We start from the raw sequence: 19,189 nt of genomic DNA on the forward strand, positions 1-19,189 counted from the left end.
CTTGTCTGAACTATGGGTTCATATAGTCTTTATCTATGTCCCGAGGCTTGAGAAACATCACACTGCTGCAGCTCCACTACTTCATCGAGGTCGCGGCGGAGGGCTCGATCACGGCCGCTGCTGATCTGCTCTATGTCTCCCAGCCGACGATGTCTGCAGCTATGAAGGACCTTGAGGCCCGGGTGGGTCGGGCCTTGCTTTTCCGATCCGCCCGCGGGGTGACACTCACTGTTGATGGTGCGGAGTTCCTCGGCTATGCGAGGCAAGTCGTTGAGCAGGCGGACCTCCTCGAGCAGCATTATCTCGGTCGGCCCCCATCGCGGCGTCTGCTCGGGGTATCGGCGCAGCACTACTCGTTCGTGGTTGATGCATTCGTGCGGATGGTCAAGGCCAGCGATGCGGCCGAGTATGAGTTCTCGCTGCGAGAGACTCGCACCTGGGACATCATCGAAGATGTTCGCACACTCCGCAGCGAGCTCGGCATTCTTTACCGGAACGACTTCAATCAGAAGGTCATCGACAAACTGCTGCGGGACTCCGGGCTTGCCTTTCACCCGCTTTTCGTTGCAGTTCCGCACATCTTCATCTCCCGGAAGAACCCGCTTGCCGCACGAGATCGCGTCACGCTCGACGATCTCGCCGACGTGCCACGGCTCACCTTCGATCAGGGAGCGAACAACTCGTTCTACTTCGCCGAGGAGATCCTGTCGACTTTGTCGAGTAGGCAGGAGATCCGGGTCTCCGATCGTGCGACGATCTTCAACCTCATGACCGGGCTCGACGGCTACACGATCTCGACGGGCATCATCAGTGACGACCTCGATCCAGAGATCGTCGCGATTCCGCTCGACGTCGACGAACGCATCGAGATCGGTTGGATCGACCATTCCGGGATCCCGCTCACCGAGCAAGCGCGACGCTTCCTCGAAGAAGTGCGGGCCGTCGTCGCGGGTTTCGGGGTCGAACTGCTCGGCTAGCTCCGACAACGCTGTCGGCGTCCATGATGCTCCCGCGCACGGGCGGTTGCTCACCTAACCGGATCATGCCCTGCGCTAGAGTGACCCCTGGCGTCAGCATATGATCGCGACGATGAGATCTGATGCAGGTGGAGTGTCAACCTGGAAGATCGAAAGTTGAGGACAGAAGATGACCAACAGCACGAGTTCGCTACCGCACTCGGAAAGAGGCGGCGTCGCGAAGGTATTCCGGGTATCGGTCCTCGTTCTCGGTCTCATACTGGGCGTGATTGCAGCGATCTTCGGACTTGCCTCGCTGTTTCCCGGGCTAGGGCCACTCAGTACGGTTGCGGCTCGGTTCGCGCCCACCGTTGCGCCGATAGCGGCTCTGGCAGGTCTGATCGTGCTCCTCGTCGGAATCGTCGCTATGCGCAGGGGGCATCGGCGCACAGGCGCAGTCACGACAGGGCTCGGCGGGATCGGCGCGGTCGCTAACATCGCTGTGGTTACAGTTCTCGTCGGTGCCATCACGTCGGCCGGCGGATCGGTCAACCTTTTCACCGCGACGTTCGGGCTCTCCGCAATGGACGCGGCGTCGCCCGACCGCCAGGAGGTGTACGACAAGACCAGCGCGGGGGATGACCTCTCCCTCTCGATCTACGAGCCGAAGAATGTGGACGGCTCGACACCGACCATCATGGCCGTCCACGGTGGCGGCTGGATCGCGGGAGAGCCAGATGCAGTGAGCTCAGAGCTTCGCACCTTGGCTGACCACGGCTACTTGGTAGTGGCGGTCGAATACGAACTTGCCACCAAGGACAACGCGACCTGGCAGAGTGCGCCCTCGCAGGTTGCCTGCGCCGCAAGCTGGATTCAGGACCACGCCGACACGCTTGGTGCAGATATGGATCGTCTCGCGTTCTGGGGTGAGAGCTCCGGTGGAAATCTGGTCGCCAACACCGCCGGCGCCGCAGCGGACGGCACCGCTGAGTCGTCGTGTGGTGGGAACGTCCCCGTTCCCGCTGCGGTCGTCGCCGACTATCCTGCGTTCGACGTGACGGGCCTTTACGAGAACGCCCCTGCAGGTCCGGGCGCGGGCACAGGCTCGCGCATATTTGCGACCAGTTACACGGGTGGCACCCCCGAGGAATTCTCGAAACGCTACGCCGCGGTGAATTCCGCCGCGCATCTCAATGCAGCGGCCCCGCCGACGCTCGTGATGACCGCCATGCGTGATGACGTCATCATCCCTGCTGACCAATTCGCGTGGGTCGACGCGGCCCGAGACCGTGGAGTCGACGTCGAAACTGTGCAGATTCCACTCGCGAACCACGCCTACTCGCAGAAAGCGAAGAACTCCATCGGCAGCCAGGGGCACCTCAGCATCGCAGAGGCCTACCTATCAGAACAACTTCGATAACCCAGCAGTGCAGGCTCGGGAAGCACCTCGGCGACTTAGCGTGAGAATCGGTCTCGGGCGGCCTCGGTGCTCGGCGTGAAGAAGTTGATCAGGGTGCCGTCGGGATCCCTGACCAGAAGTGAGCGGTTGCCCCACGGCATGTCCGTGGGCTCATTGACGAATACCTCGACGACACCTTGCAGCGCCAGATAGGTTGCATCGACGTCGTCGACGAGGAAGTCGAGCGTGATGCTGCGATTCGCCCGCGCCTCGGCAGCATTGTCTCCGAGCAGCGGCACCGTGGCGCTGCTGGCGATGGCCAGGGTGCCGGACGTGGTGCGCACCTCGGCGAACATCGGATGCAGTCGGACAGCGGTGATCCCGGTGGCAGTCTCATAGAACGCGACCAGCGCTTCGACGTCGTCGGTGATGATGCGGGTGGCTGCCAGTTGCATGGTCTTCTCCTCTTGCGGCGAATGCGAGCCGTGATTGCGGCCGCAGACATGAGAGTACTGTCAATACCGGGCGAAAACTGTCCTGTATATACGAGAGGGTGGACGTTATGGCCGACACGACTGCACGAACTCTGCGACTGCTCGAGCTGCTCCAGTCCTCACAGCTGAGGACCGTTGCGGAGCTGGCCGACAGACTCGATGTCGATGACCGCACGGTTCGCAGGGACGTGGCGCGACTGGGCGAAGTGGGGGTCCCGGTCGAGACGGTGCGTGGTCGCTACGGCGGGTACCGGCTCGCCACCGGCCAGCGTGTCCTCCCGATCATGTTCAGCAGTGCAGAAGTCGTCGCGGTCTATTTGGGGCTGTCTCGCGAACAGCCCGCATCCAGCGAGCCCAGCATTTCCGTGCAGACGGCTCTGGCCAAAATCAAACGAGCGCTGCCGACAGCCGATGCGAAGCGGATCGATGCCGTGCTGGCGGCAATGGCACCCTCATCGGAACCCAGTGGCGTTTCGGTTGATCCTGGGGTGATGCTGAGTCTGGCTGACGCGGTCGACCGTCACGCGGTTCTCGACCTGCGCTATCTCAACTCGGCGGGTATCGCATCGAGGAGGACCATTCACCCCTATGGCGTGATCGCGCATTCGGACAAGTGGTACCTGCTCGCACTCGACACGAGGCAGCAGGAAGAGCGCACATTCCGAGTCGACCGCATTCGGTCAGTTCGGTCGACGTCAGAAACGTTCGCTGCGCCGCAGAAGTCTGATCTCAGGCAGCGTCTCGTCGACCTCTTCGCCGAGGCGGACTATCGGTGGCATGTCGTCCTGCACATCCGTTCGAGCCAAGACCAGATCCGAACACACCTGCCGGCCAGCGTTGCACGACTCGAACGATCCGAATATGCCAGGCAGCGGCCGCAGGACTCGGACTCGGCTTGGTTTCGGGCAGAGATCCATGCGGAGAGCCTCGACTGGCTGCCAGCCGTCATCGCCGCGCTCGGATGCGAAGTGGTGCTCGAGCAGCCCGAGGAGCTGCGTAGAGAGGTGAGTGCGGCGGCGCGGAGGCTGTCTGCCTCCGCGAAGTTCCGGTTCGACGCCAACCCTCGTTCCGGGTGAGCGGCGTAAGGTGGCCACCGGGAACGCCGCATGCGGGTTTCTGGCGGGGCCATTATTCGCCCTCTGCAGGTGTCCGCGATCTCTCCCACAAGGTCCATGTGCAGGTGGGGGAGCCCGCCGCGCTCTTTTCGATAACAGCGGATGACGCAATCCTGTTGAGCAGTCATGAGCGAACGCAGTGCTATCGTGCCGTATGGCCACCTTCAGAGTGAACGGCGTCACCCTCGGTGTAGAGAGCTTCGGCTGCGAAGAGGATCCCCTTGTGCTGTTAGCCGGCGGAACCACGATGTTGTCGTGGCCCGACTCGCTCTGCGAACGGGTGGCCGAGGGCGGGCGCAGAGTCGTTCGCTACGACCTGCGTGATTCGGGTGCTTCAACCACCAAAGACCCGGAGAACCCGATGTACGACCTGCGTGATCTCGCCGATGACGCCGCGGACCTTGTCGCAGCTCTCGGCGCGGAGTCCGCCCATCTCGGTGGGCAAGGTGTCGGAGGCATGGTCGCCCAAGTTGCTGCGCTGGATCACCCGGAGTCATTTTCGGCACTGACGCTGGTGAGTACCCGACCGGTTGCGCCTGGTCCTGTCGATGATGACCTGCCGGACCACGATCAGACGGTGATGTCTGCTGTGTTCTCGAGTCCTCAGCCTGATTGGAACAACCGTCGAGCCGTAGCCGAGTATGCAGCTGGCAACGCCGCTATTCTGGGCAACGATCCCGCACAGGCTCTCGAGATCGCAGCTCGGATCTGGGACCGAACTCCGACGTCGGGGGCCGCGGTCCACCAGGCGAATCAGTTGGGCATGACCTTCTCCCGGATCGACTGCTCACCACGCTGGCGAGAACGCCTCGGTGACCTGCGAATACCCAGTCTGGTTGTCCATGGTCGAGCCGACCCCTTCTTTCCCATCGGCAACGGTGAAGCGCTTGCCGCAGAGATCCCTGAAGCGCAGCTGTTGATCCATGAGGATATGGGAACACAGATACCGGAATGCGCGAACGGCGCCATCGCGACCACTATGCTCGGCCTGGAACGGTGACGATGACATTGTCGATCCGGTGGAGTGGGACGAAGGGGAGGGCCAGCTACACGTCTATGCCCTCCCGCCGACGAAGGCAGGGGCGCAGGGGACGAAGGCTATTGTCGAGAGCCTGAGACCAGCCACGTGAATCAGTCAAGCCCGAGGTTGCGGACTCAGCTCACCTCTGCGATCCGGGTGTACGGATACTCAGATTCCCGGTTCTGAAAACTCAAGATGCTCGGATTCTTGACCTCACCGTTCTGGATCTCGATCGCCCGGGAGATGGTGGGGACCTGTGCCCAAGCGTCCGGCCCCTCCAGAACCGTGCTCAGATACGGCAGGATCGCTTCGCTGATCTCCCACGTCGCCGAGTTCCACAGGTATGAGGGGGTGTGGTCGACGGCGTAGTAGTTGACACCTTGTCCGACTGTGAACATCGGATTCTCGAAGCCCGTGGGCTTCGCCCATTCGAAGCCCATTCCCTCATCGCATGAGACATCGATGATGAGGCTGCCGGGAGCGAACTCCTTCAGGTCCTCTGTGCGCAGGTAGGTCATCGGTGCGGAGACATCTTGGAGCGTGCAGTTGAGGACGATGTCGTGTGAGGCGAGGAAGGTCGGGAGGAGCACGTCGCCCTCGTCCGTGACCACCGTGGACAGGTGGGTCGGACCATCGCCGGTGTTGAGCTGGGTGATGTGCGCGCTGTGAATCGGTGAACCGACGGCTGAGGCCCCTCTTTGTGTGAGGACCTGGATGTCGTAGATCCCTTGGGCCTTCAGCGCAGTGACAGCCCCGCGTGCGGTGGCACCGAAGCCGATGACGACCGCACTCATTCGCGGACCATAATCACCGGTTGAGCCGCGGAGGCTCAATGCGTGCTGGACAGAACAGTAGCCGGCGAGCTCGTTGTTCTTGTGGAATACGTGCAGGCTGAAATCTCCCTGCCGAGTCCAATGGTTCATCGCTTCGAAGGCGATGAGGGTGAGCCGTCGATCAATAGCGGTCTGCGCCATCGCCTCATCCTGCACGCAGTGTGGCCAGCCCCATAGGGTGCGGCCTTCGGGAATCGCCTCCACGTCTGCCGCCTGCGGCTTCGGCAGGAGGAGGACCTCAGCGGACTCGATTACTTCGGAGCGTTCTGCGACTCGTCCGACACGAGACTCGATGTAACCGGGCTCCAGCTGGAAATCTTCAGCATAGCCGCGTTCGACGATCATTTCGGCTCGTACCTCGGGGTCGATGCGATCGAGGTGATGAGGGTGAATCGGAAGTCGCCGTTCGTTCTCCATCGAAGAGTCGGCAAGTAGGCCCAGAGTGAGAAGACCGCTGGTAGGTGTCCCATCAATCGCCGAGGCGGTGGAGTCGGCGGTGATCGGTTGAGCGGTGCCGGTCATCCGGCCTCCCATCGTTGGGGAACCAGAGTCAGCTCCCCCTCGACTATACGCTGAACTATCGCGGAACCGGCATTCCGCGCAATCAAGGACACGGCTGAGGCGTGAGCGTCTTCAGGACAGCAGTCGAGCGAATTCTGTGAGGGCCTGGCGTCCAACCAGCTCTCCTGGCATCAGTGGGAGCTCGGACAGAGGGATGTCGGGCAGCATCAGCCGCACTCGTTCAACCTGTGAGTCCTCGGCGTCACGGCGATCCTTGAGCAGTTGCCCCGCGTCCGAGGGGGAACGCCGATTGGCGACGAGCGCCGCCAACGGTACATTGATGGCCTTGAGAGATTCTGCCAACTCCAAGGTCTCCGCAACCGGCATCCTCTCGGGAGTGAACACGACGAGGAATCCGGTGCGTGAACGGTCAGTGATGACCTTTCGCAGATTCTCGAAGCGGTCTCTGCGGCGAATGAGCGTGCGGCGGAGCTCAGCGTCAGCCTCGGCGGCGGGATCAGCGCCGGACGTGCCCGCGATGCTGCGCATTGCTGCGGAGTAGCGTTCCGAGCGATCACGATTCTTCAACAGCGACTCGGTCCAGGTCGTCAGCTGCGCAGGCAGGGTGAGGATCCTGAGCGTGTGGCCGGTTGGAGCAGTGTCGAAGACGACGAGGTCGTACTCCTCTAACCCCTGTGCGACTGCGTCGGCCACGCGTTCGAGAACCGCTGATTCGAAGCTGCCGGGAGCTTCCCGCGCCAGGGCGAGATGACGCTGAGCATGAGTACGCATGCGTTCGGGCAACATCCGCCTCATCATGCGTTCGACGGAAGCCAGGTGGCGTTCGAGTGTGGCCTTCGGATCGATCTCCATTCCATCGACGCGACCGCCGGACGCATCACCGTCAGTGAAGGCAACCAGTCGCTCGGGTGCATCGCCGACCTCACGGTCCCAGAGATGCCCGAGGTTGTGGGCCGGATCCGTGGAGACGACGAGGACGCGCTGTCCCTTGAGCGCGTGCGCGACAGCCAGCGACGAGGCTACCGTGGTTTTGCCGACGCCGCCCTTTCCTCCGACGAAGACGACGCGAAGACCGTCTATCGAGTTCAACAGCATGCGATGTGGTCCAGAGGTGAGTCGGGCATGCCCATGCGGCGATGCCAGGCGTGGAAGTCCTGGTAGAGGCTGGGGAGGAACTCCGCTGTGTAGTAGGCGGCGGGGTCCGGTACACCTAGTGCTTCGCCCAGAACGATCAGCGTGAAGAAGTCGTCCTCACTCTGCTTCTCCCGGGCAAACATCTGACGGTATGGCCCCTTGTAGAACTCGTCCAAGCCGTCACGGAACGCGGCCCAGCGCTGGGCGAACTCACTCGTCCAACGCTGGGCCGCGTACATACCGCTTTCATCGGGCAATGATCAGACCTCTTCGCGTACGGCTTCGATCTTCTCGTCGGCGTCCTCGGGCTCCGGCGGCTCCGATCGAGCTCGGATGATCGCCCTGATGCCTTCGATCGCTACGAACACGCTGCTGACGATGATGATGCAGTCGATCGCGAAGAGCAGCCAGTCCGCGCTTCCCGGGGTCGCGAAGCTGAAGAGCTGGTCGATCGCGGCCCAGAACGACATGACGAATACGATGGCCAACGGTATGAGCGCCGGCCACGGGTTGCGCCGCTTTCGGATGAGCATGACCGCGAGGATCATCAACGTCAACGATGCCATCAGCTGATTGGTCGTACCGAAGAGCGGCCAGATGCGCAGGCCGCCTTCTCCTCCCAGTCCCTGTGAGAATGTGAGGCCCATGCCCAGCACGACGACGACTCCTGTCGCCGTGTATTTGCCGATCCTGAGGTTGACGCGTTCGCCCATCTCTTGAACGACGAATCTCATCAGACGGAACCCGGTGTCGAGCGAGGTTGCGGCAAACAGCACTGCCATCGTGGCGAGAACGGTGGTGCTCAATGACGCAGGCAGGCCCAGACCGGATTCCATGAGCATGCCGCCGCCCTGGACGAACGACTGCACGCCGGCTTCACCGAACTTGCTGTAAAGCTCTTGCCACTCAGCAACTGTGCGAAGTCCGGCGGAGATCGCGATGATCGTTCCCAATGCTAGTAGGCCCTCACCAACTGCACCGAAGTAACCGACGAATCGGGAATCGGTCTCCTTGTCCAGCTGTTTGGAGCTGGTTCCGGAGGAGACCATGCCGTGGAAACCTGAGATAGCGCCACAGGCGATCGTGACGAATAGCAGAGGCACGATGCTGGGGGTGCCCTCCGGAACATTCATGTTGATGGCAGGGGTCACGATGTCGTGGGCACCGTCGGCGACGAACATGCCGACGACCACAGCTCCGTATAGGAGGATGAGGCCGATGAACAGCTGCACACCGTTGATGTAGTCGCGCGGCTGCAGAAGCACCCAAACCGGAAGCAGTGACGCGAACGCTCCGTAGATGAACAGCGTCAGGATCCAGAAGACGGTCGGCGTCATGCCGAGGAAGGTCTCCGGCAGGACGACGGGTACAGCATCGCCGAGGACGATGAGACCGTAGAGAGCGATGACGCCGACGACTGTCACCGCCACCAACGGCATGCGCAGACGGTATACGGCCACGCCGACGAGCAGAGCGACGCCGATCGCGCCCCAAGTCGGAATGACCGCGGTCGGAGTGGAGATGAGCAGTCCGGTGATGACAACGGCAAATGCTGCGATCACCATGAGCAGCAGGATGAAGATCACGATCAGGAACAGGCCAGCGCCGCGTTTGCCGATGTAACGGCCGGACAACGCGCCGATTGACTGGCCCTTGTTTCGAACCGACGCCCATAGCGCACCGAAGTCGTGCATACCGGCGAAGAAGACAGTGCCGAGTGTGACCCAGAGGAACGCGGGTACCCAGCCCCAGATCAGCGCGACGGCCGGACCGACGATGGGTGCGGCACCTGCAACCGAAGTGAAGTGGTGGCCCCAGAGGATGAATTTGTTCGTCGGGACGTAGTCGACCCCGTCTGTGAGTTCGTGAGAGGGTGTGCGGAATTCGTCATTCAGGCGATAGACGCGTTTCGCGAGGTACTTGGAATACACAAGGTATCCGAGTGCCAGGATCGCGAGACCGATCACCATCAGGAGGACGGGACTCATCAAGTGTGCCTTTCGTCATTGCGTCATTGCGCAGACGGATTGAAGTTCAGTCGGTGCTGCCCGCCAGTATACCAACGTCAGCGTTTCGTTTGAACTTCCTCAGTATTCAATGTGAATGGTTGAGAGCTCCTGCAGCGTAGGCGGCCTGACCGACGTGAACGGCAGCGTCGTCGATGATCGAAGCCAGCCGTACTCCGCGAGTGACCGGGGGAGTCCAGTTCTCGTCGATCACTTCGCTGAGGTCGGTCTCTGAGAGTTCGCCGACGTAGCGACCCAGCGCGCTGAGCGTGGCTTCCACATAGTCGACGAGCAGCTGCTGATCATCGACCTTGATCCCAGCCGCCTGCTCCGGCGTGTGCCCGAGACCGACTGCATCACCAGATTCTCCCAACCCGAAGCCTTCACGGAACTGCTCCCACATCTGCTCGTCACCGGTGAGGTCAGAGAGCTGGACATCGACCTCGCGTCCGCTGTGCCAGAGCAGCCATGCAATCGAATTGGGATGGTCGCCAGGGTGGGAGTTGAGCTGTTCGGCGGTGAGGGCAGGCAGGCGCTTGGCTGCGTCGACAGGGCGCTGAGCCAAATCGGTGAGAATCTCAATGCTGTTCATATGGCCCATTGTGCTCCTCGTTGCCGACCATGTCATGCGGCACTGAGGGTTTGTCTGCTGCTCGCGGCCGGTTCAGGCGCGTACCTCAGTCGAGCCTCGGTCGTCTGCGATTGCGTTTGATCTCGGAGCGCAGGCTCTCCGCTCGAACGCGTCGACGGCGGGAGTTCCTCGACGGCTTCGTCGTCCGACGTTCCACGGGTGGGGCGAGTGCTTCGCGCAGCAATTCGGCCAGCCGTTCTCGTGCGGCATTGCGGTTGCGCAGCTGAGAGCGCTGCTGTTCGGAACTGACCGTGAGCACAGTGCCCGAAAGCCTCGTCGCAAGTCGCTGAAGCACACGATCGCGCTGCGACTCGCTGAGCACGGTGGTCGACCCCAAGTCCACGCTCAGCTGCACCCGGGAATCTGAGGTGTTGACATGCTGTCCACCGGGACCTGACGACCGTGAGAACTGTTCCATCAGTTCACTCGATGGCACCACAAGGCCCTGAGGAATCCCAGGACCGGCGGGTACACGCAGGTCATCCATCGAGTTCGGTTTCCTCCCGCAGCCGCGGCACGACCTGTTTTTCGGGCCGTATGCCTGACTTATCGGCGTAGAAGGCACGGACTCGATCCATGTCGGCAGAGATGTCACCGCTGATGTCGATCGTGGGCCCGAGCCCGGTGGTCATCGTGGTCCGATCGACGTAGCCGAGTGTGACCGGCATGCCGGTCTTCTGGGCGATTCGGTAGAAACCTGACTTCCAGTGGGTGTGGCCACCGCGGGTTCCATCAGGGGTGACGACCAGGCCGAAGACCTCACCGGCGTGGACACGTTCGATCACCTCGGCGACAATGCGGCTGGGATCGGAACGGTCGACGGGAATGCCGCCGAGCCCGCGCATGATCGGATTGCGCCACCCCTTGAACAGGCTGTGCTTGCCCAGCCAATGCACCTCGATTTGCTGAGTCCAGGCGATCGAGAGCATGAGGACGAAGTCCCAATTGGATGTGTGAGGGGCACCGATGAGTACAGTCGGCCGGTTCGGAGCGGGCTGGGTGACCAGCTTCCAGCGGCTGAATTTCCAGAAGGCGCCGGCGGCAAGGCGTCGAAGCATGCTGTCTACGTTAGAGGACTTTGTTCGCCGGAGGTGAAGGCAGACCGACTGTGCCTGAAAGATTCAGGCATCACCGGATCTGCCTCGCATACCGCGTGTGCGCCGCTGATAGGAGTTCGAACAGCTGCCGGTGTGAGAGCTCAAGGCCGGTGCGGAGCATGATTCGTCGAGCGAAGGGACCTGTGTGGCCACGTCGCTCGACGGAGCCGCGAGTCAGGTAGTAGACGACGTATTTGGGTCCCGGTCTCGGGGTGGCCGTGTCGAGGGAGATCCGTTCGATCTCATTCCACGACACAAACGTCGCCGGCAGAACCACCCCGCGGTGGGACTCTATGAGACCGGCACCTGAGACCACGAGCGCATCTGCCCGGCGGAGGCGAACGGCCACGACGATCGGAGCCACGACGAGGCAGCCGATGAGGCCGATGGCGATCGCCCACATTCGCGGATTGAATGCGAAGAGCATCCAACTGACATTCTGATCAAGACTGCTCGTGACGATGAGGAACGCGAGACCGACGAGCACTGCACCGGTTGCGAGCGCTACGGACAGAATGATGACGAGTCTTCGGGAAGATGTTCCCACGACGACACTTCGCCCACTATCCATCGCACGCAGTGCAGCGGCGGTATTCGGGGGCCTGGACATGGCAATGAGAATACCCGTTGTGGAATAAATCGCAGCCATTTGGAGCTGTGCCCAGTGTCAGCGCCACCAGCACACCGACGAAGGAGAAGTACATGTCTGATGCAGACCGCGTAGTCATTCTCGGAGGCCACGGAAAGATCGCCCTCATGGCCGCACCGAAGCTGAAGGAATCCGGATACTCGGTGGATTCCGTCATTCGCAATCCGGATCAGACCGCCGAGGTGGAGGCTGCGGGCGCGAACGCCGTTGTCCTCGACATCGAATCGGCCGATACCGGCAAGCTCGCGGAGCTCTTCACCGGAGCAAAGGCCGTGGTCTTCTCGGCAGGCGCCGGCGGTGGCAATCCTGACCGGACCCGCGCTGTGGATCTTGAGGCAGCGAAACGCTCCATCGATGCCAGCGCGCAAGCGGGAGTCGATCGCTACGTCATCGTGTCCTATGCCAGTGCGGGCGTCGACCTCGACCGTGTCGATCCGGAGAGCTCGTTCTACCCTTACGTTGAAGCGAAGCACGGAGCAGATGAGCACCTGCGTGCAAGCTCCCTGAACTACACGATCCTCGGGCCCGGCGGTCTGACCTCGGAGCCGTCGAAGGGCAGCGTGCTGCTGGCCGATGGCGCCGGTGACGTCGACGGCACGACCCCGGACGATGACACGCGAGTGACCTCACGTGAACTCGTCGCCGATGTGATGACCCATGTCATCGCCAACGATGCCGCGAAGCGAGAGACCGTGAACTTCTACGACGGTGACACCCCGATCGCCGAGGCTGTGAAGTAGGACTTCGCGACACACATATTTCGCGACACACACATGGGGAGATCGAACTCAGCCTTCGATCTCCCCATTGTCACGCTCACGACGTCTTCATCCTCGATCTTTCCTGTTCCAGAGCTGGTGGGTCAGTCCACTCGACGAGCCGATCGTCTCGATCGTGAAGCGGTCCTCGATGCCGCTGATGCCTTCCCATAGCGAAACACCCGTGCCCAACGTGATCGGAACGATCGCCACAGCCATGAAGTCGATGAGGTCAGCGGCGAGGAACTGGCGAATGGTCGACGGGCCACCCCCGATGCGTACGTCGCGACCGTTCGCGGCATCGATCGCCTGGTCCAGGACAGCCTCAGGGGTGTCATCGACGAAATGGAAGCTCGTCCCGTTGGAAAACTCCATCGCCTCCCTCGGGTGGTGAGTGAGGATGAAGCACGGAGTCTTGAACGGCGGTTCCTCGCCCCACCAGCCGCGCCACCCATCATCGGGCCACGGCCCCTCCTGCGGCCCGAACTTCTTCCGACCCATGATCTCGGCGCCGATGCCCTGTCCCCACATTGCGAACAGCGCGCGATCAAGAGTGACGGGCCCATCGACGCCGCCGATCCCTTCGATTCCTTGACCGTCGAACCAGCCGAAGAGTGCTCGGGCACCGCCGATCGGCTCGTCGAACGTCACATAGTCACCGGCGGAGTAGCCGTCCAGTGAGACGAATTGACTGTGTACACGTACTCGAACCATGATCACTCCGATGTGATAGTCAGCGATGAGTGAGTCAAGCGTAGGATGTAGTGATTGCCGATTGCAACTACTTGGGAGGAAGAATTGCGAAGCGAACCGCGCTCGGGCTGCGCGATCAACGCAGCCGTCGAAGTCCTCGGTGATTCCTGGAGCCTCATCGTGCTCCGCGACATCGTATTCGGCAATCGCCGCCATTTCCGCGAGCTCCTCACTCTCAACGACGAGTCAATCGCGTCGAATATGCTCTCCAGTCGCCTGAAGAAGCTGGTCGACGAAGGCCTGCTGACCCGGGCAGACGCGGTTCGCGGCCAAAAGGCCGCCTATTCCCTCACTGAGGCGGGGATCCAGGTGGTGCCGGTCATGGTCGCGCTCGGCGCCTGGGGAATGAACCACCGCCCGACCTCTCACGAACTGACAGTGAGGGCCCGCATTCTCGCTGAGTCGCCCGAGCTGGTCGACGATCTCATGGACGAACTGCGGGAGGCCCACCTCGGCGTTGCCCTTCCTGAATCTCCTCGGCCACGGGCTTCGGAGCGTCTGCAGGCCGAGTATGAGGCTGCACTCGGAAAGATGTGATCAATCTTCTGACCTTCGCATTCCTCGCCTGGGGCTGATTCTCACTGACGCCATCTGGAATGTGAGTGCGAAGAAGGCCTTGTCCGAGCCGAGGCTGTGTGCTTCTATAGGGTGAGTAGTTGCAGAATGCAATTGCTTTGCATATTGAATCGACTCATCGATCTCAATGGAGCGATCATGTTCACCGGACTGATGGCCAGCATCACCGTCACTGATCAGGGCCAGGCGCACGACTGGTACTCGAAGGTCTTCGAGCGCGGCCCCGACGCCACTCCAATGCCGGGACTGCTCGAATGGCACTTCGGAAGCGAGTTCGGAGTTCAGGTCTGGACCGAGCCGCAGCGTGCCGGATACTCGACCGCGGTCATCGGGGAGTCGGACCTCGATGCACTTGCTGAGCAGCTGGCTGCTGCTGGTATCGACCACGGTGGACCACAGCCGGGCGGTGGTCAGCGGATTCTGCCGATCGCTGACCCCGACGGCAATCGAATCGTCTTCTCCGGTGAGTGAGGCTGCAATGTACCCCACGACCGACACCATTCGACTGAGCACGGAGATCGCACGTCCCCGCGGGGACGTCTGGGAAGCCTTCGCCGACACCGAAGCCAGGCAGCAGTGGAGTGCCTCAGCCGGCGAAGGTGTCGTCTACGACCGCGATGACTTCCGGACCGGAGGCCGTGCGGAATATCGGTGTGGGAGCCCCGAAGCGCTCGAGTACGGTGCGGCCATCGACTACATTCACGTCTAAGTGGAGGACTTTGCCGTTCACACCGACACAATGTGGCGTGGGGACGATCTTCTCGTCACAGGGATGGTCACCTGGTCCTTCATTGACGTCCCCGCGGGGACGTTGGTGACGATCGTGAACCAGGTGGTGTCGTTCGTCGGCACCGACATGATCGATGGCAGTCGGAACGGTCACCGAATCGCCCTCGAGCAGCTAGGCGCCTTCTTCGCTGGCCCAGGGGAGGTCCGCTCCAGCACGACCGACGGTGATGGCCGCCCGGCGTGAGGCATTCTCGCCGAGGTCGGTGAGCATGACCTCATCCATGTCCTCGAATCGGGTGCCTGTGCTCTGCAGATCGTGCACCAGAGATGACATGAAGGTATCTCCGGCACCGATCGTGTCCCTCACCTTCACTGCTCCTGCCGGAACCCTCACCCTGGCCGAGGCGGTCGAGAGGATCGAGCCCTCCGACCCGCAGGTGAGTGCGACCTGTTTGGCCCCGAGACGAAGGATCCGATCCACCTGAGCATCGGCACTCTGTCCGGGATAGAGCCAGTCCGCATCGGCATCACTGAGCTTGACGACATCGACACGTGCAGCGAGAGACTCGAACCGAGCCAGCGCCTGCTCATGGTCGCCGATGATGGAGGCCCGGATATTGGGGTCGAAGCTCAGCAGTGCTGAGGAGTCTCGTCCGCGCTGGAGAAGAGAATCGACCGCAGCGGCACCGGGGGTGAGGAACGCCGCGATCGAACCGACATGAATTGCCGCCCAGTCGCCGCTGCCGACCAGCGATGCATCGGGGGCCCAGCGCAGTGAGAACTCGTATTCGGCAGAGCCGTCCGCCGACAGCAGAGCTCGTGCCGTCGAGGTCGAACCAGTCGGGCGGGCGTGCACACGGACGTGCGACTCCCGCAGATGAGCCAGAAGGAACCCACCGTGGAAGTCATCTCCGACATCGGTGAGCAGCTCGACATCGGCGCCGAGGCGTCCCAGGCCGAGGGCGACATTCGCCGGCGCCCCGCCGGGAGCATAGCGATCTGATGATCCGGCCGAGCTGACGATGTCGATGAGAGCCTCACCGATGACAAGAATGCTCATGGGCTCGATTCTATGCGCACACGAGCGTTCAGTTTCCTCATCAGTACGAATAGTACGTATATAGTCCAGAGGTCGACTTTGACATCAGTTCATGTCAGTGCCGTCTGGAATCGTTGCCGCATGGACAAAGACACGATGGAATCAGAAGTCAGAACGATCGTCGACGCAGCCTCAGCTCGCATCCTCACACCGCGGGAAGGCGAATGCTTGGTCTGCTACGTCTTTCGCCAGCTCGGAGAATTCGGCTGCGACGGAACACGTCGCTTCGCCCTGACCTTTCGGGACCGAACAGCTCCTCGGGCCACTGCGCTGATGGAACGTTTGGGAAGCATGGGTGCCTGCTGCTGTGACTGCGAGGTTTTCAACAACGCATATACGTTCGCAGAACGCCCGTGGATCACCGGAGCCGCATTCGGGGCAGAGATCGGCACAGGGTTCGAATCCCAAGAGCCGGTCGACCTACGCGAGGAGTTCGGCATCAATGAGCCACCCGCGAAGATCTTCTACCTGTGCTGCCAGTTCGTGCGTCGAGGCTCGACGCGGCCCTGCCCGAACTGGGTGCGAATGAGTCGGTGGTGAGGAACTGGGCGATGGGATTCCGGCAGAATAGGACACATGCCTCCACACCTGCCGCTGTTCCTCGACTGTGACCCCGGGATCGACGACGCCATCGCCCTCGGATATCTGCTGTGCCAAGACGACGTCGACATCATCGGCATCGCGGCCTCAGGCGGCAACGTGTCCACCGCACAGGTCAGCGCCAACGCTCAAGGCTGGCTTGAACTTGCCGGACGGACTGGCATACCCATCCACCCGGGAAGCGAGTTCCCCACAGCTTGGCCGACCGAAGGCACCGACGGAGACTCTGCGATGTCGCCTATCGCCGAGCCCGAGTACGCTGACCTCACCCACGGACCCACCGGCGTCGGATATGCGCGGCTTCCACAACCGGCGACACCGGCCAGCTCCATCAGTGCCGCTCAAGCCTGGGTCGATGCTGCACGGTCTCACCCCGGAGAGCTCATCGGCGTTGTCATCGGACCGTCGACGAACCTTGCCCTGGCCATAGCCATCGAACCCGAACTGCCCAACCTGGTGAGACGACTCTTCATCATGGGCGGCGCCTTCAACTATCGCGGCAACACCCACCCGACCACCGAATGGAACGTCACCTTCGACCCCGAGTCGACGGCGACGGTCGTCGCCGCCTTCGACCACGCTCACCTCGAGGGTACTCATCGGGCCCTGCCGGTGATCGCCCCGATCGAAGCCACCGAGGCTCTTGAGATGACTCCCACACGGTTGAGAACGATCCTCGACGCGGCTCCGAAACCTCACGACGGGACAGGAGAACCGTCGGCCGCAGGTGAGAGATGGGGCAGCTGGCTGGCCCAGATGGCCGAAGCCCTGCGCTTCTACTTCGAGTTCCACGAATGGGACGGTCTGGGCTACATCGCCCACATCCATGATCCCTTCGTCCTCGCCTGCGCCCTCGAGTGGGCACGCAGCGACGAGATCTCAACCATCTCGGCGGTCAGCGACGAGCCCATTGCGAACGGAACTCGAGGCACCCTGCCGTGGGCCACCACGATCTGTGCGCCCGTCGACGTCGAACTCACCGGTAAACTCACACGTGGCGAAACCGTCGCCGATTGGCTGGGACGGTGGGGGAAGGGCGTCAATGCCGAGATCATCCGCACGATCGATGCGCAGACCTTCCTCGACCACCTCGGCGAGACACTGAGCAAAGGACCCCATCATGACCACGAAACCAACACAGTCTGGGCAGGGGCCGGCACACACCGTCGGTCCCGCACAAAACCAGAGCACTGAGAGTCACGGCACCAAAAGTCACCAGAGCCACACACTTCCTCTCACACTGACCTTGCTCGGCACCATCGTCATCCTCGGCACATATATCGCGGTCCTCCTGACACAACCGGCCAACCTCGGCACGAACTTGGGACATACGACCCTGTGGGTCATGCTCGGATACCTGTTCGGGGGAGTCCTCCTCGCAGCCGGCACACTGCCGCTGATCCCGCGCAGCATTCTCGCGCTCATCCCCGTCGCCATCGCCGCCAATATCGTCATCGGCCATGTCGTCGGCAATGTCACCCCCATCCCGCTCTACCTCGACTCGATCGGGACCGTGATGATCGGTGTCCTCGCCGGTCCTGCAGCCGGAGCGTTCACCGGCATCATCTCCAACCTCATCTGGGGAGTCACCCTGAGCCCCAGCGTCATCGCCTTCAGCTCTGGGGCGGCCTTCATCGGTGCGGCTGCAGGGTGGGCGGCACGGCTCGGTGCCTTCCGCACTCCCTGGTTCGCCGTCATCACCGGCGCTCTTGCAGGAATCCCTGCCGGAGCACTCGGCGCTCCTGTGGCTGCCTACGTCTTCGGCGGCGGTCTGGGCTCTGGCACCGGCGGCGTCGTCGCCATCCTGCAGGCAGCCGGCCTCGAGATGCTCAATGCGACATTGGCACAGAGCCTGTTCTCCGACATCATCGACAAGGCGCTCATCTTCGCCCTGGCCTATGTGGTCGTGCGCACCCTGCCGCGGCGAATTCTCGACAGGTATCCGTTCACCGACCACAGTCTTTCGCGCAGATCCCGCACACCGGTGCGGGTCGGCTGAATGACCTCGACTGTTCTCGACCGGGAACAGCAGGCCACACACCGTTGGCATCCAGCCACCGAGATCATCGTCCTCGTATGCTCTCTGCTGCTCGTCTTCGGCATCCCGTCCCCGGTCGTGCCCATCGCCATCATCGCCGCCACGCTCATTGCCGCGGTGATCTCACCCGCAGTGAGTCTGCGCACCTGGGCGATCGGCGTCGGCGTGCTGTGCCTGCCGACGCTGATCGTCCTCAGCGTCGTGCAGGGACTCTTCTACCCCGGCGCCGAGGTGACCGTGCTGTGGGAATACGGTCTCGCCCAGCTCACCGTCGAAGGACTGGCGATCGCCGCACAGATCTGGCTGCGGGTCAGTGCGCTCGTGTCCCTGTGCGCATTCTTCGGACTCGGAGTCGACTCGGCTCGCCTGTATGACGGGCTGCGGGCCCTGCGGCTGCCCTCCTCGGTGGCCTATATCTGCGCCTCGGCGATCGGCCTCATCCCACTCATCCGCACCCGCACTCAGCAGATGATCGAGGCCCGCGCCAGTCGCGGTTGGGACGTGAGCAGTTGGGTGGTCCGCACTCGGCTGCTGCCGAGCATCGTCACCGGCCTGTTCACCTCCGTCCTCATCGAGGTCGAACAGCGTCACGACGTGCTCGAACAACGCGGTCTCGGACAATCAACGCAGGTGACGTCGCTGCAGGATCACCACGATGGCCGGAGCCAAAGGTTCCTGCGGCGAGGTGCTCCCCTCCTCACCTGCGTCCTCGTCGTGTCCTCCGTGGCCGATGTCCTGCCCCTGCCCACTGCCGACCAGATGATCTGGGGTGCCTGAGA

General features: G+C 62.3%; 23 protein-coding genes. 12 read left to right on the forward strand and 11 right to left on the reverse strand.

Going from position 1 to position 19,189, the window contains the following annotated elements; all coding sequences use genetic code 11:
- Window positions 1–35 precede the first annotated feature (35 nt).
- Both FO013_RS04130 and FO013_RS04135 read left to right on the forward strand, forming a co-directional pair.
- Window positions 36–977, forward strand: a complete 942-nt coding sequence (locus FO013_RS04130) for a LysR family transcriptional regulator (RefSeq protein WP_143921288.1) — start codon at window positions 36–38, stop codon at window positions 975–977.
- 169 nt (window positions 978–1,146) lie between these two features.
- Window positions 1,147–2,376, forward strand: coding sequence for an alpha/beta hydrolase (locus tag FO013_RS04135; RefSeq protein WP_143921289.1), 1,230 nt, complete (start codon window positions 1,147–1,149; stop codon window positions 2,374–2,376).
- Window positions 2,377–2,411: 35 nt separating this feature from the next.
- Here the strand turns inward: FO013_RS04135 and FO013_RS04140 are convergent, their stop codons facing one another.
- Window positions 2,412–2,810, reverse strand: coding sequence for a VOC family protein (locus FO013_RS04140; protein WP_143921290.1), 399 nt, complete (start codon window positions 2,808–2,810; stop codon window positions 2,412–2,414).
- A 107-nt stretch (window positions 2,811–2,917) separates the two neighbouring features.
- Here FO013_RS04140 and FO013_RS04145 point away from each other — a divergent pair, with 107 nt between their 5' ends.
- Window positions 2,918–3,925 carry a helix-turn-helix transcriptional regulator gene (locus tag FO013_RS04145; protein ID WP_143921291.1) on the forward strand — a complete coding sequence of 336 codons (1,008 nt, stop codon included), beginning with the start codon at window positions 2,918–2,920 and terminating at the stop codon, window positions 3,923–3,925.
- Window positions 3,926–4,118: 193 nt separating this feature from the next.
- Window positions 4,119–4,964, forward strand: a complete 846-nt coding sequence (locus FO013_RS04150; protein ID WP_143921292.1) for an alpha/beta fold hydrolase — start codon at window positions 4,119–4,121, stop codon at window positions 4,962–4,964.
- Between the two features lie 155 nt (window positions 4,965–5,119).
- Here the strand turns inward: FO013_RS04150 and FO013_RS04160 are convergent, their stop codons facing one another.
- The 8 genes from FO013_RS04160 to FO013_RS04195 form a co-directional block, all read right to left on the reverse strand.
- Window positions 5,120–6,340, reverse strand: coding sequence for a N(5)-(carboxyethyl)ornithine synthase (locus FO013_RS04160; protein ID WP_143921293.1), 1,221 nt, complete (start codon window positions 6,338–6,340; stop codon window positions 5,120–5,122).
- Window positions 6,341–6,451: 111 nt separating this feature from the next.
- A complete protein-coding gene (locus FO013_RS04165; RefSeq protein WP_143921294.1) occupies window positions 6,452–7,435 on the reverse strand; it encodes an ArsA family ATPase in 984 nt (327 codons plus the stop codon).
- The gene (locus FO013_RS04170) at window positions 7,426–7,731 is read right to left on the reverse strand and encodes a cory-CC-star protein (RefSeq protein ID WP_395949342.1); all 306 of its coding nucleotides are present in this window, start codon (window positions 7,729–7,731) and stop codon (window positions 7,426–7,428) included. The genes FO013_RS04165 and FO013_RS04170 overlap by 10 nt, the downstream gene beginning before the upstream one ends.
- 3 nt (window positions 7,732–7,734) lie before the next feature.
- On the reverse strand, window positions 7,735–9,462 hold the full coding sequence (locus tag FO013_RS04175; protein WP_143921295.1) for a carbon starvation CstA family protein: 1,728 nt from the start codon (window positions 9,460–9,462) through the stop codon (window positions 7,735–7,737).
- Window positions 9,463–9,568: 106 nt separating this feature from the next.
- Window positions 9,569–10,072 (reverse strand): mycothiol transferase, encoded by a 504-nt coding sequence (locus FO013_RS04180; protein WP_143921296.1) that lies wholly within the window; start codon window positions 10,070–10,072, stop codon window positions 9,569–9,571.
- Between the two features lie 85 nt (window positions 10,073–10,157).
- Window positions 10,158–10,598 carry an alternative ribosome rescue aminoacyl-tRNA hydrolase ArfB gene (gene arfB, locus FO013_RS04185; RefSeq protein WP_143921297.1) on the reverse strand — a complete coding sequence of 147 codons (441 nt, stop codon included), beginning with the start codon at window positions 10,596–10,598 and terminating at the stop codon, window positions 10,158–10,160.
- Window positions 10,591–11,169: a 1-acyl-sn-glycerol-3-phosphate acyltransferase gene (locus FO013_RS04190; protein ID WP_143921298.1), complete on the reverse strand. Its 579-nt coding sequence runs from the start codon at window positions 11,167–11,169 to the stop codon at window positions 10,591–10,593. The genes arfB and FO013_RS04190 overlap by 8 nt, the downstream gene beginning before the upstream one ends.
- Before the next feature lie 70 nt (window positions 11,170–11,239).
- Window positions 11,240–11,818 carry a hypothetical protein gene (locus FO013_RS04195; protein ID WP_143921299.1) on the reverse strand — a complete coding sequence of 193 codons (579 nt, stop codon included), beginning with the start codon at window positions 11,816–11,818 and terminating at the stop codon, window positions 11,240–11,242.
- A gap of 92 nt (window positions 11,819–11,910) precedes the next feature.
- On the opposite strand from FO013_RS04195, the gene FO013_RS04200 reads away from it, so the two are divergent.
- Entirely contained in the window at window positions 11,911–12,597 is a 687-nt protein-coding gene (locus tag FO013_RS04200; RefSeq protein ID WP_143921300.1) for an SDR family oxidoreductase, read from the forward strand.
- Between the two features lie 87 nt (window positions 12,598–12,684).
- On the opposite strand, the gene FO013_RS04205 is transcribed toward FO013_RS04200, so the two are convergent.
- Window positions 12,685–13,329, reverse strand: coding sequence for a dihydrofolate reductase family protein (locus tag FO013_RS04205; RefSeq protein ID WP_143921301.1), 645 nt, complete (start codon window positions 13,327–13,329; stop codon window positions 12,685–12,687).
- Between the two features lie 54 nt (window positions 13,330–13,383).
- Between FO013_RS04205 and FO013_RS04210 the strand changes: the two genes are divergently transcribed.
- The 3 genes from FO013_RS04210 to FO013_RS04220 all read left to right on the forward strand — a co-directional run bounded on the left by FO013_RS04210 (window position 13,384) and on the right by FO013_RS04220 (window position 14,653).
- Window positions 13,384–13,905: a winged helix-turn-helix transcriptional regulator gene (locus FO013_RS04210; protein ID WP_260847986.1), complete on the forward strand. Its 522-nt coding sequence runs from the start codon at window positions 13,384–13,386 to the stop codon at window positions 13,903–13,905.
- A gap of 177 nt (window positions 13,906–14,082) precedes the next feature.
- Window positions 14,083–14,415 (forward strand): VOC family protein, encoded by a 333-nt coding sequence (locus tag FO013_RS04215; RefSeq protein ID WP_143921302.1) that lies wholly within the window; start codon window positions 14,083–14,085, stop codon window positions 14,413–14,415.
- 7 nt (window positions 14,416–14,422) lie between these two features.
- Window positions 14,423–14,653, forward strand: a complete 231-nt coding sequence (locus tag FO013_RS04220; RefSeq protein WP_143921303.1) for an SRPBCC family protein — start codon at window positions 14,423–14,425, stop codon at window positions 14,651–14,653.
- A 192-nt stretch (window positions 14,654–14,845) separates the two neighbouring features.
- Here the strand turns inward: FO013_RS04220 and FO013_RS04225 are convergent, their stop codons facing one another.
- Window positions 14,846–15,733: a carbohydrate kinase family protein gene (locus FO013_RS04225; RefSeq protein ID WP_143921304.1), complete on the reverse strand. Its 888-nt coding sequence runs from the start codon at window positions 15,731–15,733 to the stop codon at window positions 14,846–14,848.
- A 120-nt stretch (window positions 15,734–15,853) separates the two neighbouring features.
- Here FO013_RS04225 and FO013_RS04230 point away from each other — a divergent pair, with 120 nt between their 5' ends.
- The 4 genes from FO013_RS04230 to FO013_RS04245 are packed head-to-tail and all read left to right on the forward strand — an operon-like array spanning window position 15,854 to window position 19,187.
- Window positions 15,854–16,312 (forward strand): DUF2695 domain-containing protein, encoded by a 459-nt coding sequence (locus FO013_RS04230; RefSeq protein ID WP_186292978.1) that lies wholly within the window; start codon window positions 15,854–15,856, stop codon window positions 16,310–16,312.
- 36 nt (window positions 16,313–16,348) lie between these two features.
- Window positions 16,349–17,566, forward strand: a complete 1,218-nt coding sequence (locus FO013_RS04235; RefSeq protein ID WP_143921306.1) for a nucleoside hydrolase — start codon at window positions 16,349–16,351, stop codon at window positions 17,564–17,566.
- A 52-nt stretch (window positions 17,567–17,618) separates the two neighbouring features.
- Window positions 17,619–18,371, forward strand: a complete 753-nt coding sequence (locus tag FO013_RS04240; RefSeq protein WP_260847987.1) for a histidine kinase — start codon at window positions 17,619–17,621, stop codon at window positions 18,369–18,371.
- The gene (locus FO013_RS04245) at window positions 18,372–19,187 is read left to right on the forward strand and encodes an energy-coupling factor transporter transmembrane component T family protein (RefSeq protein WP_143921308.1); all 816 of its coding nucleotides are present in this window, start codon (window positions 18,372–18,374) and stop codon (window positions 19,185–19,187) included.
- Window positions 19,188–19,189: the final 2 nt, after the last annotated feature.

This window comes from Brevibacterium aurantiacum, from assembly GCF_007558825.1.
Lineage (GTDB): Bacteria > Actinomycetota > Actinomycetes > Actinomycetales > Brevibacteriaceae > Brevibacterium > Brevibacterium aurantiacum_A.